Source organism: Bradyrhizobium sp. HKCCYLRH2047, assembly GCF_051168175.1.
GTDB lineage: Bacteria > Pseudomonadota > Alphaproteobacteria > Rhizobiales > Xanthobacteraceae > Bradyrhizobium.
Genome location: NZ_JBNPUM010000012.1, coordinates 174,255 through 188,185, shown reverse-complemented (window position 1 = coordinate 188,185; position 13,931 = coordinate 174,255). Strand labels below are relative to the sequence as shown.

At 66.3% G+C, this 13,931-nt stretch carries 13 protein-coding genes; 7 read left to right on the top strand and 6 right to left on the bottom strand.

Features of this window, described 5'->3' with window-relative positions:
- Positions 1 to 188 precede the first annotated feature (188 nt).
- A complete protein-coding gene (locus ACQR1D_RS26260; RefSeq protein WP_315802289.1) occupies positions 189 to 1,385 on the bottom strand; it encodes an amidohydrolase family protein in 1,197 nt (398 codons plus the stop codon).
- A 330-nt stretch (positions 1,386 to 1,715) separates the two neighbouring features.
- On the opposite strand from ACQR1D_RS26260, the gene ACQR1D_RS26255 reads away from it, so the two are divergent.
- The 3 genes from ACQR1D_RS26255 (at position 1,716) to ACQR1D_RS26245 (ending at position 4,347) form a co-directional block, all read left to right on the top strand.
- A complete protein-coding gene (locus ACQR1D_RS26255; protein ID WP_434839811.1) occupies positions 1,716 to 2,597 on the top strand; it encodes an aldose 1-epimerase family protein in 882 nt (293 codons plus the stop codon).
- Between the two features lie 316 nt (positions 2,598 to 2,913).
- Positions 2,914 to 3,333: a hypothetical protein gene (locus ACQR1D_RS26250; RefSeq protein ID WP_434839810.1), complete on the top strand. Its 420-nt coding sequence runs from the start codon at positions 2,914 to 2,916 to the stop codon at positions 3,331 to 3,333.
- A gap of 192 nt (positions 3,334 to 3,525) precedes the next feature.
- Positions 3,526 to 4,347 (top strand): aldo/keto reductase, encoded by an 822-nt coding sequence (locus ACQR1D_RS26245; RefSeq protein WP_434839809.1) that lies wholly within the window; start codon positions 3,526 to 3,528, stop codon positions 4,345 to 4,347.
- A 91-nt stretch (positions 4,348 to 4,438) separates the two neighbouring features.
- Here ACQR1D_RS26245 and ACQR1D_RS26240 read toward each other — a convergent pair whose 3' ends face one another.
- Positions 4,439 to 4,666, bottom strand: coding sequence for a hypothetical protein (locus ACQR1D_RS26240; protein ID WP_315802292.1), 228 nt, complete (start codon positions 4,664 to 4,666; stop codon positions 4,439 to 4,441).
- A 144-nt stretch (positions 4,667 to 4,810) separates the two neighbouring features.
- Complete coding sequence (locus tag ACQR1D_RS26235) at positions 4,811 to 5,257, bottom strand: hypothetical protein (protein WP_315802293.1); 447 nt, start codon at positions 5,255 to 5,257, stop codon at positions 4,811 to 4,813.
- Positions 5,258 to 5,432: 175 nt separating this feature from the next.
- Between ACQR1D_RS26235 and ACQR1D_RS26230 the strand changes: the two genes are divergently transcribed.
- Positions 5,433 to 6,713, top strand: a complete 1,281-nt coding sequence (locus ACQR1D_RS26230; RefSeq protein ID WP_434839808.1) for an amidohydrolase family protein — start codon at positions 5,433 to 5,435, stop codon at positions 6,711 to 6,713.
- A gap of 12 nt (positions 6,714 to 6,725) precedes the next feature.
- On the opposite strand, the gene ACQR1D_RS26225 is transcribed toward ACQR1D_RS26230, so the two are convergent.
- Entirely contained in the window at positions 6,726 to 7,964 is a 1,239-nt protein-coding gene (locus ACQR1D_RS26225) for a PLP-dependent aminotransferase family protein (protein ID WP_434839807.1), read from the bottom strand.
- 175 nt (positions 7,965 to 8,139) lie between these two features.
- On the opposite strand from ACQR1D_RS26225, the gene ribB reads away from it, so the two are divergent.
- From ribB to ACQR1D_RS26210, 3 genes are all read left to right on the top strand, one after another.
- Positions 8,140 to 9,216 carry a 3,4-dihydroxy-2-butanone-4-phosphate synthase gene (ribB, locus tag ACQR1D_RS26220; RefSeq protein WP_315802296.1) on the top strand — a complete coding sequence of 359 codons (1,077 nt, stop codon included), beginning with the start codon at positions 8,140 to 8,142 and terminating at the stop codon, positions 9,214 to 9,216.
- A 64-nt stretch (positions 9,217 to 9,280) separates the two neighbouring features.
- Positions 9,281 to 10,495 carry an acyl-CoA dehydrogenase gene (locus ACQR1D_RS26215; protein ID WP_315802297.1) on the top strand — a complete coding sequence of 405 codons (1,215 nt, stop codon included), beginning with the start codon at positions 9,281 to 9,283 and terminating at the stop codon, positions 10,493 to 10,495.
- Between the two features lie 192 nt (positions 10,496 to 10,687).
- Entirely contained in the window at positions 10,688 to 11,602 is a 915-nt protein-coding gene (locus ACQR1D_RS26210) for an MBL fold metallo-hydrolase (RefSeq protein ID WP_434839806.1), read from the top strand.
- Between the two features lie 78 nt (positions 11,603 to 11,680).
- Here the strand turns inward: ACQR1D_RS26210 and ACQR1D_RS26205 are convergent, their stop codons facing one another.
- Together ACQR1D_RS26205 and ACQR1D_RS26200 are read right to left on the bottom strand one after the other, a co-directional pair.
- Entirely contained in the window at positions 11,681 to 12,541 is an 861-nt protein-coding gene (locus ACQR1D_RS26205; protein ID WP_315802299.1) for a DUF1499 domain-containing protein, read from the bottom strand.
- A 133-nt stretch (positions 12,542 to 12,674) separates the two neighbouring features.
- Positions 12,675 to 13,892, bottom strand: coding sequence for an MFS transporter (locus tag ACQR1D_RS26200; RefSeq protein WP_434839805.1), 1,218 nt, complete (start codon positions 13,890 to 13,892; stop codon positions 12,675 to 12,677).
- Between the last annotated feature and the right edge of the window lie 39 nt (positions 13,893 to 13,931).

Below are 13,931 nucleotides of genomic sequence, written 5' to 3'. Positions count from 1 at the left end.
AACATTCAACGCCATCTCCAAGAGCCGCCAAGAAAACGAGAATACCAAGCGTTAATTTGGTAAGTTAGCGCCAATGGGAGATACCCCTCACCCGACCGAGATTTCTGCTCCGTCCTGCATGCCCTCTCCCACAAGGGGAGAGGGCGCATTCACGAGCACTGCGCTCGCAATGACGAAGCTTGTGGCAACTACTTCGCCACGATCTCCGGAATTTTCGTCGCCGGCGGCGTGTTGCGGCTGCGCTGGGTGCGGACGATGCCGTCGATGATGGTCATCCCGATGCCGGGGAGGTCGCCGAGCTGGACGCTGTCGAGCAGGGTCTTGGCCGGCGAGTGCTGCGCCTTGTCCATGATGACGAAGTCGGCGGAGCGGCCGACCTCGATCAGGCCGCAATCGAGCTCGCGCATCCGCGCGGTGTTGCCGGTGGCGAAGCAGAACGCGATCTCGGCCGGGACATCGCCGAGCGAGGACAAGAGCGAGACCATGCGCAGGATCCCGAGCGGCTGCACGCCGGAGCCGGCCGGCGCGTCGGTGCCGAGGATGACGCGGTGGAGATCGTTCATCTCGCGCGCGGTGCGCAAGGTGAACAGCGCCGAGCGCTCGTTGCCGTTGTGCACCAGCTCGAGCCCCGCCTTGCAGCCCTCGCAGATGCAGCGGATCTGATCGTCGGGCAGCGCGGTGTGACCGCCATTGATGTGTCCGATGACGTCGGTGCCGGCCTCCAGCACGACGTCCTTGTCGATCAGGCCGGAGCCGGGGATCGACGGACCGCCGGTGTGAATGGTGCTCTGGATGCCGTATTTGCGCGCCCAGCCGACCATCTTGCGCGCGGTCGGGCCGTCCTTGACGCCGCCGAGGCCGACCTCGCCGAGCAGCTTGACGCCGGCGGCGGCGAGCTCCTTGAAGTCGTCCTCGACCATCTCGCATTCGATCACCGGCGCGCCGGCATGCACCTTCACGCCGCCGGGACGGAGCGTCCAGAATGCGCGCTGCGCGAAGATCGCCATCGCCTTCAGGCCGACGACGTCGCGCGGCCGGCCGGGCATGTGCACCTCGCCGGCGGAGATCATCGTGGTGACGCCACCATGCAGATAGGAATCGATCCAGTTGCTCTGGTTCTGCCGCGGCGTCCAGTCGCCGGCGACCGGATGAACATGGCTGTCGATCAGGCCTGGCGCCACCGTCGTGCCATGGGCATCGACGATGGTCGTCGCGCCTTCGGTGTCGACGTCCTTGAAGCGGCCGATTCCCGTGATCTTGCCGTTCTCGGCGACGATCGTGTCGGCATCCAGGATGGGCCGTTCCAGGGCACCGGACAGCATGAGGCCGATGTTGCGGATGACCAGCTTGCTGGGACCGGTTGCTTGCGGCGCGTCATGGGCCATCGGGATATCCTTCTCTCCTGGCAAAGCATTTGCGGCAGTTTGCGCCTGCACGCGGCGCAGCATCAAGCCGGTTTCGGTCATTCGTACACGAATGATCAGGTCCGGCAAGCGGCGGCCTGCACGAAGATTTGGCGCGGGTTGCCTACCCTTCGGACACCGCGCGGGCCCTATGAACGCGGCGATATCCTCGGCTTCGGCCGCGTGTTCGACATCCCCGTCCCCTGTGCTTGTGGCGGTGGTCTCCGCGCTGGTGATGAACCGCACCCTGGACGTTGCTGCCGCGATCCGGCATCACCTCGTGTGATCTCTTTGCGACGAGGGTGACGGCAGATGAGCGACGACCTTCACACGATCGGCGCGGGCGGCATCACCGCCTCGGTCAAGGCTGATGGCGCCGAGCTGTGCTCGCTGAAGACGGCCGGGGGCCTGGAGTTGCTCTGGCAGGCCGGAGGCGCCTGGCCGCGCCATGCGCCATGGCTGTTTCCAATCGTCGGCCGACTCAAGAATGACCAGCTCCACCACCGCGGCCAGACCTATCCGATGACCCAGCACGGCTTCGCCCGCGACCTGCGTTTCACCTGGCTGGAGCGCGGGGCCGAGTCGTGCGTGTTGCAACTGACCGACGACGAGACGACGCGGGTGCGCTATCCGTTCGCCTTCCGTCTCACGGTGAGCTATCGGATCGCCGTTGACGCGCTGGATGTGGCGGTCGAGATCGCCAACCCCGGTGCGGAGATGCTGCCCGCCTCGTTCGGCGGCCATCCCGCCTTCAACTGGCCGCTGCTCCCCGGCCAGCCGAAGGAGAGCTATCGGCTGATTTTTGCAGAGCCTGAGCTGGCGCCGATCCGCCGTCTGACCGGCGGTTTGCTGCGCGAGCGGCCGGAGCCCTCACCGATCGAGGGGCGCGTTCTCCCGTTGAGCGAACGCCTGTTCGACGATGATGCCGTGATCCTCGATCAGCCGGCCAGCCGTTCGGTTCGCCTCGTCGGAACCAGGGGACCGGCGCTTGAGTTAGCCTGGGATAATTTCCGTCAGCTTGGAATCTGGTCGAAGCCCGGCGGCGTGCCGTTCCTGTGCATCGAGCCGTGGCGCGGTTTCGCTAGTCCGCTCAATTTCGACGGCGAGTTCGCGGCCAAGCCCGGCGTCATGCATATCGCGCCGGGCGTCGCCGAGAGGCTACGCTGCCGCATCAGAATCGAATCCTCGAATTAGTATGACTTATCTCGCGAGCGCCCGTTTGCGTGCACAGCGGTAACCGTGATCAGCAGTTTTGGGCCTGGAAATGACGGCGCCGTGACCTACATGAGAGACGAGCGCGGAACTTTGGCTATGATGCGTCGAACGACCGGCGGTTGGCGGGCGCTTTCTCCGAACTGATAACGGTCGATCATCGAACATGATGCGTGGCGCGAACTCAGGCGCTCGCAGCCGGTTCTTGCAGCCGTGCGCCTTGCCGTCGGCGGGCGCGCGGAGATCTCATGGCAGGGGCGCGCGTAAGTGGCGTTACGCGGGGGAACGGGAGGATGGGATGGTGTTGAGAGCTGTTGTCGGCGCGATTACATGCGCCGTGTTGCTCGCAGCGACCGATGCTGTGGCAGGGGCCTATCAGCCGGGTGACTTCCTCAAGCTCGATTTGTCGAAGGCCGTGTTGTCGCCGGAGCCGCTCGGCCCCGAGGCGCATTTCGAACCCGTGCCCATCGAAGCCAAAACAGATCGACCTGCGGTCGCCGTCCGTTCTGCTGTTGACCCCGACGTCAGTTCCGGAATCCCGCGCGCCGTCGCCACCCGGCGGCCTCATGGTACGAGGACGGCCGAGCGGTCCCGCGGCGCCGCCCGCACCAAGCTCGTCCATCGGCGCGGCAATCCGCTCGACGCGCAGGCGATGGATACGCGCATTCAGACCTGGCCGTGCCGGCCTGGCAGCGGCGGCATCTGCAACTGGCGCTGATCGGCGGGTCTACCCGCGCGCCTGTTGCGTCCAGGAACCTCGCTCCCGACATCTTGATCGAGGTGGATGCCGGCTTGCTTGAACTCGCAAGCGGAGCGAAGGCAAGCTGAGCACTTCCCGCCAAGGTCTTGATGTTTCGAGGCTGCCGCCGGCGCTCGCTGGCGAGCGGCTCGCGCGATTCCAGGAGATTTCATGAACGCCATCGACACCCAGGGTATCCGCCTGCCCAAGCTCGGGCTCGGCACCTTTCGCATGCAGGGCACCGTCTGCCGCGAGGCCGTCGAGAGCGCGCTTGCGCTCGGGTACCGCCACATCGACACCGCCGAGATGTACGCCAACGAGGACGCGATCGGCGCCGCGCTTGCGGCGACCAATCTGCCGCGCGCCGAATTGCATGTCACCACCAAGGTCTGGCCGGAGAACCTCGCGCCGGATGCGATCCGCCGTGCCTTCGACACGAGCCTCAAGAAGCTCCGGCTGGAGTTCGTCGATCTCTATCTCATCCACTGGCCGGCCAAGGGGATGAACCTGCCCGCCGCCCTGGAGACGCTGCTGAAGCTGAAGGAGGAGGGGCGCACGCGCGCGATCGGCGTCGCAAACTTCACCGTCGCGCTGCTGAAGCAGGCGGTGGAGGACGTCGAGGCACCTGTCGCCTGCAATCAGGTCGAATATCATGTGATGCTCGACCAGTCGAAGCTGATGGCCTACATGGCGGGCCGCTCGATTCCCCTGGTGGCCTATTGCCCGCTTGCGCAGGGACGGGCCGCCGCCGACGAGACGCTTGGGGCCATCGGCAGGAAGCATGGCGCCAGCGCCGCCCAGGTCGCGCTGAAATGGCTGTTGGACCAGGATGGGGTGGCGGCGATCCCCAAGGCAGCGCGCCCGGAAAGTCAGCGTGCGAACTGGGATGCGATGAAGCTTCAACTCGACGATGAGGATCGCGCCACCATCGCGTCCCTCCCGAAGGACAAGCGCTTCGTCAATCCGGCCTTTGCGCCGGACTGGGACCGCTGACGACCACGCGAAGCCCTGCAAGAACGGGCGTCAGAACGAACGCCACAGAAAATGGCCCCTTGCGGGGCCATTGCTGTGTCGAAGTTGCAGATCAGTCGCGCCGGATGATCACGGTGCGATCGTGATGGCGGTGGAAGGGCCGGACATAACGGTGAGGCCGGTACTCACGATGCATGCGGTATTCGGCGCGGGACCGATCCCAGCCGTGGTGGTAGTGATGGCCGCCACGCTTGATGACCACGGTCTCGGCATTGGCGATCGACGGTGCCGCGAGCGCGACGACCGCCAGGGAAGCGAGCGCGAGAGCGATTTTCTTCATGTTGTCCTCCAGAATGAAAGTGCGGGATCAACTTGAAGTGTGAAAGAACGTTCCGCAGGAACTTCCACGAAGTTGCTGAATGCACGTTCAGATTTGGTCTTCAAGCTCGCGGGCGAATCGCGGCGCCCCCTCGAGCCCGCCGCGTCAGTCGCATTTCCTGAGCGCTGGCGTCGGCTTGCCGTTGGCAACGAAGCGGCCGTCACGAATGGTGTAGCTGTCGTCCTCGCCGCGATTGAACACGGAGCGGATGTTGCCGTCGGCGGTCCGGGTGATCCCGTTCTCTCGCGTCTGGCGCGCTTTGGGCAGCACGATCGAGAGCACCAGCGTCTGGTCCGCCTCGACGCGTGCGCTCGCCACCTGGTTGACGTCGGACGGATCGTGGTCACGACGATAGATCAGGTGACGATCGTCCGTGACTTCGTAGGAGATGATGGCGCCGCGGCCCTTGACCGGCGGTGCGCTGCAGTCGGCGGCCCAGGTTCCGATCAGGCCCCAGGTCCGGGCGACCTCGACGGTGTCGTCGGCCCGGGCGGCAGACGCTGATGATGCGCAGAGGACGATTGCGATGAGAGGGCGGGAGATCGAAATCATGCGGTCTCGCGGGGATGACTGCCGTGACATCTTAATGCACTGCGTCAACGGCGCAACGACAGACCTGCGCCGAGATCGTTGGCACAAAGTCTCATTCTTTCCGGGCCGGCCTTGATGGCGAGGGGGACAAGGCGCATGCTCCCCGCAACTACAAACAAGCGTGGGGAGGCTGACCATGTCTGCGCTGTCGCGCCGCAAATTCCTGCTGTCGTCCGGAGCGGCCGCCATGGCCGCGCTATCGGGTCCCGCCGGCGCCGCGATGGGGCCGGCCGACAAGTTCGATCTGGTGATCAAGGGCGGCGACGTGATCGATCCCAGCCAGTCGCTCCGAGGCAGGCGCGACATCGGGATCCGCTGGGGCGTCGTCGAAGCGGTCGAGCCCGAGATACCGGCCGAGCGGGCGCTGCGGTCGATCGACGCCAACGGCCGGCTGGTGACGCCGGGCCTGATCGATCTCCACAGTCACGTCTACCCCTATGGTTCGGCGATCGGGATTCCCCCGGACGAACTGGTGCAATTCCAGGGCACCACGACGGTCGTCTCGGCCGGCGACGCCGGTGTGAACAATCTGGCGGCGCTGCGCCGCTTCATCACCGCCCAGTCGCGGGCACGCATCTACGCCTTCGTCCACATCGCCAACAACGGCCTGTCGGCGTTCCCGGTGGCCGAGCTCTACAACATCGACAACGCGCAGGTCGACGCCTGCGCCATGGCGCTGGCGGAGAACCCGGACTTCCTGCTCGGGGTCAAGGTGCGGATGTCGGAGAACGTGATCTTCAAGCACGGGATCGAGCCGCTGAAGCGTGCCATCAAGGCCTGCGAGCTGTGCGGCTGGCCGGCGCGGATGATGGTGCATATCGGTGGCGTCGAGACCGGCGAGCTGATGTCACAGATCCTGGACCTGCTGCGCCCCGGCGACATCCTGACCCATGCCTATTCCGGCGCGCCGAATATGGGCGGCGCCTTCACCAACATCGTCCAGGACGGCAAGCTGCTGCCCGCGGCGCTCGCCGCCAAGCAGCGCGGCGTGCTGTTCGATGTCGGCCACGGCGGCGGCAGCTTCGATTTCACCGTGGCCGAAGTCGCAATCCCCGGCGGTTGCGGCCCGGACACGATCTCCTCCGACATCCATGTGTTCTCCGGCAACAGTCCGGGCATGCCGTTCCTGCCCAACGTGATGGCGAAATTCATCGCGATGGGATTTTCGTTGGAGCAGGTGGTGAGCATGGCCACCTCTGTGCCGGCCAAGATCATCAACCGTGCGCCGAAGATCGGCACGTTGCAGGTCGGCGCGCCGGCCGACGTTGCAATCATGGACCTGGTCGAGGGGCCCGTCAGCTTCGTCGATACCCGCGGCAACAAGCGCGACGGCAAGCTGCAGCTCAAGCCGGTGCAGACGGTGATCAATGGCGTGCCGTTCGGGCGGCCCTATCAGTCGCCCTTTTCGGTGCGGTGAGCGGCGCGCAAATCACTCGATCGCGCGCGTGCGCTCCACGTTGGACGAGCGGAGCGGCACCCCGAACTCCTCCCGGCAGACGTCGGCGAGCACTGCGATGCCCTCGCGTATCTCCTGATGCGAGGGGCTGGCGAAGCACAGCCGCAGGCGGCTCCGCGCATGCGCGGCGTCGGTGGACCATTCCGGTCCCGGATTGATCGAGACGCCGCGTTTGAGCGCTGCCTGTGACAGCTTCATCGCGTCAACCTGGTCCGGCAGCTTGACCCAGAGGAAGATCCCGCCCTTGGGCGGCGCGAACTCGGCGGCGGTGCCGAACTCCGCGTTGAGCGCCTCGATCAGGGTGTCCAGCTTCGCACGCAGGCCCCGCACCAACTGCGGCACGTGGGTCGCGAAATGCGGCCTGCAATATTCCGCTAGCACCATCTGTTCCAGCGCGCCCGAGCCGGCATCGGTCTTGAGGGCCAGCAGCACCGAGATGATCTCCCAGGGCGCGACCAGGAAGCCGACCCGCAGCGCGGGCGCGACCGATTTCGAGAACGAGCCGAGGTGGATCACGCCGCCATGATCGGACATGCCGTGGATCGCACGGGGCCGTTTGCCCTCCCAGATCAGGTCGGCGTAGCAGTCGTCCTCGAACACCGGCACGCCATAGGCGCGCGACAGCCACAGCAGCTCGGCACGGCGGCTTTCCGGCATGATGGTGCCGGTCGGGTTCTGCACCGTCGGAATGGTATAGATGTATTTCGGCCGGATGCCGCGATCCTTCAGATCGGCCAGCACCGTCGCCAGCGCATCGGTTCGCATGCCGTCCTGGTCGAGCGGGATGCCGATGACCTTGACGCCCAGTCGTGCCAGCCGCGCCAGCGTGCCCTGGTAATTGTCCTGCTCGACCAGCACGGTGTCGCCGCGCGTCAGCAGCGCCTGGTTGACGAGGTCGAGGCCCTGCAGCGAGCCGGACAGGATCATGATGTCGTCGGCGCGCGCCGACATGCCCGCGTCGCGCGTCAGCTTGGCGGCAAGAAAGTCCCGCAGCGGCCGGTAGCCTTGAGGCCCGTGCGCGAGGCCGTAGGTGGCGAGCGCGCGTCCCTCGCGGGCGAGCACGGCGTCGGCAGCCGCGCGCAAGCCCTCCACGGGCACGGCGTCGGCGTCGTTGTTGCCACCGACGAAGCTGTATTTTGCGAGTCCCGTCCAGCGCGCGGCCGGCGCGGGCAGGCCGGGGCTGAGGAGGGGTGCAAAATCGAATGCGGCCATGAGGCGCGGCTCCCTTGTTCTCGATTTGAGGCGACTTTAAACAGATACCAGGGCGCTTGTCCTGGCAGGGCAGGTCCTTTTCCCGGGGAAGGCGACCTTCGCGCGGCGATTCCGCCGCTCTGGCGCGCGCCTGCGATCCCGGCTAAAGCAGCCCGGAAAAGCAGCGAGACTTGCAATGGCCGACTCGATCCAGGAAGTTCTGTACGCCTTCGCCAAGGGCGAGATGGTCGTCGTGACCGATGACGACGACCGCGAGGGCGAGGGCGATCTCATTGTCGCCGCCTCGCTCTGCACGCCCGACAAGATGGCGTTCATCATTCGCCATACCTCCGGCATCGTCTGCGCGCCGATCACGGCCGACGACGCGCGGCGGCTACGGCTCGACCCGATGGTCGCGCACAATGATTCCAATCACACCACGGCGTTCACCGTCTCGATCGACTACAAGCCGGACGGTGGCACCGGAATCTCGGCCGAGGAGCGTGCCTCCTGCTGTCGCGCGCTCGCCAATCCCAATGCCGGCGCCAATGATTTTGCGCGGCCCGGCCATATCTTCCCGCTGATCGCGCGCGACGGCGGCGTGCTGCTGCGCTCGGGCCACACCGAGGCGGCGGTCGATCTCTGCAAGCTCTCGGGGCTGCCGCCGGTCGGCGTCATCTCCGAGTTGATGAACGATGACGGCACGGTCATGAAGGGCGAGCAGGTCGTTCGTTTCGCCGCGGCCCACAATCTCAAGCATGTCACCATCGCCGATCTCATCTCCTACCGGCAGGCGCGCGAGAAGCTGATCGAGCGGGTGTCGACTTTCACGACCGACAGCCCGATCGGGCCGCTGCAGGGCTTCGCCTACCGCTCGCCGTTCGATCCGATCACCCACGCCGCGTTCGTCTACAACGGCATCGGCGACGGCAAGAACGTGCTGACGCGGCTGCACAAGCCCAACATCGTGAAGGATCTGATCGCAGGCCCGCAGCGTATCCAGGCGGTGCTGCAGCACTTCAAGCAGGCCGGTCGCGGCGTGCTGATCTATCTGCGCGACGGCGCGGCCGGCGTTCCCGTCGAGCCGGTCGAAGAGCCGCATACCGCGGAGGCCGATCGCCATCGGCAGTGGCGCGAGGTCGGCGTCGGTGCGCAGATCCTGCGTGATCTCGGCGTGACCTCGATCCGGAACCTGACGTCGTCAGCGCATGACTACAAGGGCCTGTCGGGTTTCGGCATCGAGATCGTCGCCAACGAGCGGCTTGAAGGCTGAACTTCCAGGATTTAACCTCTAGACTGCTGCGACCCGTGCGCAGCGAGACGCGAAAGGACCATTCATGAGCGCGCGCCCTCAGGCAAAGGACAAGCCGGCCCAGTCGAGCTTCCAGTGGGACGATCCCTTCCTGCTGGACGAGCAGTTGACCGAGGACGAGCGCATGGTGCGTGACACCGCGCGCGCCTATGCCCAGGACAAGCTGCTGCCGCGCGTGACCAAGGCCTATCTCGACGAGAAGACCGATCGCGAGATCTTCAACGAGATGGGCGAGCTCGGCCTGATCGGCATCACCTTGCCGGAGGAATATGGCTGCGCCAATGCGAGCTACGTCGCCTATGGCCTCGTGGCGCGCGAGATCGAGCGCGTCGATTCCGGCTATCGCTCGATGAACTCGGTGCAGTCCTCGCTGGTGATGTATCCGATCTACGCCTATGGCGACGAGAGCCAGCGCAAGAAATATCTGCCCAAGCTCGCCAGCGGCGAATGGGTCGGCTGTTTCGGCCTCACCGAGCCGGATGCCGGCTCCGATCCGGCCGGCATGAAGACCCGCGCCGAGAAGGTCGCCGACGGCTACCGCCTGACCGGCAGCAAGATGTGGATCTCGAACGCGCCGATCGCCGACGTGTTCGTGGTGTGGGCGAAGTCGGCCGCGCATGACAACCAGATCCGTGGCTTCATCCTCGAGAAGGGCATGAAGGGGCTGTCGGCGCCGAAGATCGGCGGCAAGCTCTCGTTGCGTGCCTCGATCACCGGCGAGGTCGTGATGGACGGCGTGGTGGTGCCGGAGAGCGCGCTGCTGCCCAACGTGTCCGGCCTGAAAGGGCCGTTCGGCTGCCTCAATCGCGCCCGCTACGGCATCTCCTGGGGCGTGCTCGGCGCCGCCGAGGACTGCATGCATCGCGCCCGCCAGTACACGCTCGACCGCAAGCAGTTCGGTCGTCCGCTTGCCGCCACGCAACTGGTGCAGAAGAAGCTTGCGGACATGGAGACGGAGATCGCGCTTGGCTTGCAGGCAAGCTTGCGCGTCGGCCGGCTGATGGACGAGGGCAAGATGGCCCCGGAGATGATCTCGATCGTCAAGCGCAACAATTGCGGCAAGGCGCTCGACATCGCCCGCGTCGCGCGCGACATGCACGGCGGCAACGGCATTTCGATCGAGTATCAGGTGATGCGCCACGTCGCCAACCTCGAGACGGTCAATACCTACGAGGGCACGCACGACGTCCACGCGCTGATCCTCGGCCGCGCCATCACCGGCATCCAGGCGTTCTTCTAGTTCGCCTGGCCGTTCTTGGGGACGGGCCCTGAGTCCTCAACTGTCATCGTCCGCGAAAGCGGACGGTCCAGTATGCCCCAGACGAGAGTGATCAGCCGATATGCCAGGGTGTCCTGGATGCCCCGCCTGCGCGGGGCATGACGCCGGAGGAAGCGGGCCATTCAAGCGCCCGCGCAGAGTTAAGGGCAGCAGATGGCTGAGGAAGACGTCCCGTTCAACCGCAACTTCCCGCTTGCAGCTGGAGTCGTCGAGGAGGTGCGTCCGGGCATTCGCCGCGTCCTCTGCAACAATCCGAGCCCGTTCACCTTCACCGGTACCGTCAGCTACATCGTGGGCACCGGTAACGTCGCGATCATCGATCCGGGTCCGGACAACGAGGCCCATGCGCAGGCGCTGCTCGATGCCGTCAGAGGCGAGACCGTCACGCACATCCTGGTGACGCACACCCACCGCGATCACTCGCCGAACACCGGCCGGCTGAAGGCCGCGACCGGCGCCACCGTCTATGCCGAGGGCCCGCATCGCGCGTCGCGGCCGCGCTACGAGAGCGAGAAGCACAGCCCGGAATCCGGCGTCGATCGGGACTTCGCGCCCGATGTCACCGTTGCCGATGGTGACGTGATCGAGGGGCGGGGCTGGCAGCTCGAGGCGTTGGCGACGCCGGGCCATACGGCCAACCATCTCGCCTTCGCCTGGGCTGCGCGCAGCACCACCTTCGTCGGCGATCACGTGATGGGCTGGGCCACCTCGATCGTGGCGCCGCCCGACGGTTCGATGGTCGACTACATGGCTTCGCTGGAGCGGCTCGCCGCGCGGCCCGAGGAGCTGTATTTCTCAGGCCACGGGCCGGAAATTCCGGAGGGACCGCGCTACACGCGCTTCCTGATGCGTCACCGCCAAGCCCGCGAGGCCTCGATCCTGCATCGCCTCGCCAAGGGCGAGGCCGACATCCCGACCCTGGTGCGCGCGATCTATATCGGCATCGATCCCAGGCTCACCACGGCGGCCGGCTATTCCGTGCTGGCGCATCTGGAAGACCTCGTCGCCCGCGGCGTGGTCGCGACGGAAGGCGATCCGGTGATCGGCGGGACGTATCGGCTGGTGTAGCGAAGAGGGAGTAGGGAGGAGGCAAGGAAGCACGGTCGTGCTCGACGTTCCCCCTGTTCGGCAATCCCTATTCGCCTCTCACTTCTTCACCGTCTTCGCATTCCCCTTCGCTGCCATGGGCGGCGGCGTCACCTTCTTCACCGGCTTCTGCGCCTCGGCCTCGCCGGCGCTGGAGAGATCCTCGATCAGCTTGGTCACGCGCGCGGCGTTGCTGCCGATATCTGACTCGAAATAGCGCGAGGCGGAGCGGACGTCGACGCGGGAATCCTCGCCGTCGGGCTGGATCCGGATCGAGATGTCCTCGCGAAAGCCCATGATCGGCGTGCGTGCGACCGCCTCGATGCGGCCGACGCGGCGCGGCGGCTGCGGCGCGCGCTCGTCGACCACGAACCATTTGCGCCGGTTGACCAGCTTCAGCGCGATCGCATAGGCACGATCGGGCGGCAGCTCGATCTGCACCGGCTCGATGTCCGGATAGAATTTCTGCTGCTGCTCGGCTGAATACAGCCCGGCATACACGGCCGTGTTGGTGCCGTCGCCGTTGCGCAGCGGCGCCAAGGCCTCGAAGCGCGGCGGATCGATCGGGTCGGTGGTGATGTCGTAGATCTTCGGCAGCTTGCGGTACTGGAGCGCGAGGTAGGCCGGATAGGCCAGCACCACGGCATCGATCATGAAGGCGAGCAGGATCCGGCTCATGCCGCGGCTGCCGTTGCGCCAGATCGCGACGAAGGCCGCGAGCCCGAGCAGGATCGACAGGACGGCAAGCCCCAGCGCTCCGAAGAACGTCGCCAGCGCCGGCTTCATCTCCAGAAAATCGAAGCGCAGGATCAGGATCGAGACCAGCACGGCGACGACCGAGAACACCGCCAGATTGCGGGTCCAGGTCGCGAGGCTGGAGATGGGCTCCGACAGATAGGGGGCGTGAAACCTGCGTGCCATCGTGTCAGGAACTGCCGGGTTGGGCCGCTGCCTGCGTTGCGCCGGGCGGCCGGGTCATCCGTGTGAGACCACGCGGAGGGGCTAAATTCAAGAGGGGTCTGGCCCGGAGAGGGCGGTTGATCCGTCGACTGTGTCAGACGCTTGGGGTGGGGCGCGCGCGCAAGGCCGTCAGCATCAACAGGATGGTTGCGACGGAGAATGCCGCGCCGGTCGCGAACGTCGCCTGCGACCCATAGGCTTGCCACAGCCATCCCGCCAGCAGGCTCGCGACCAGCAGCGCAGCGCCGGTCACAAGGTTGAACAGGCCGAACGCGGTGCCGCGCAGGTCCTGCGGGGCGGTATCGGCGACCATTGCCGACAGCAGCCCCTGCGACAGCCCGAGGTAGAAGCCCCACAGCGCGACGCCGATCGCGGTGCCGATCAGGCCGGGCACGAAGGCCAGCGTCAGGTCGGCGGCTGTCAGCACCACGAGGCCGCAGGTCAGCACGTTGTTGCGGCCGATGCGGTCGGAGAGGATGCCGGCCGGCATGGCGACGCCGGCATAGATCAGGTTCATCAGCACGTAGACCAACGGGATGAGGGAGAGAGCGAGGCCGTCGGCCTGCGCCTTGAGCACCAGGAACGCCTCGCTGAAGCGGGCCAACGCGAACACCGCGCCGATGGCGACCACGATCCAATAGGCTGATGGCAGCCGTCGCAGTTCGCGCGTATGGACCGGCCAGCCGGGGTGCGGCGCAGGCGCTGTCTCCACCGGCTCGCGCACGCCGAACAGGATCAGCAGCACGGCGAGCGCGGCCGGCAGCGCCGACCACCAGAACACCGCCCGGAAGTCGTTGGCATAGAGCGCCATCAGCGCCACCGCGAGGAGGGGACCGGCAAAGGCGCCGATCGTGTCGAGCGCCTGGCGCAAGCCGTAGCTCGCGCCGCGGATGCCTTCCGGCGTGACGTCGGCGATCAGTGCGTCGCGCGGCGCCTCGCGGATGCCCTTGCCGATGCGGTCGACGAAGCGCGCGGCGAGGATCTGCCAGGATGTGCCGGCGAGCGGAAACACTGGCTTGGTCAGGGCCGCCAGCCCATAGCCGATTGCGACCAGCAGCTTGCGCTTGCCGATGCGGTCGGACAGTGCGCCGGAGAATACCTTGGTGATTGCGGCGGTCGCCTCGGACACGCCTTCGATCAGGCCGATCGTCACCGTGGACGCGCCGACCACGGTCGCGAGGAAGATCGGCAGCAGCGCGTGGATCAGCTCCGAGGAGATGTCCATCAGCAGCGACACCAGCCCGAGCGTCAGCACCGTCGACGGTACGTCGCGCCATGTCGTGGAAGCCGGGACGCGCGCTCTTGAACCCATGCCCCTCTTCTAGATGCGGCCGTGCCTGCCGTCTTGCGC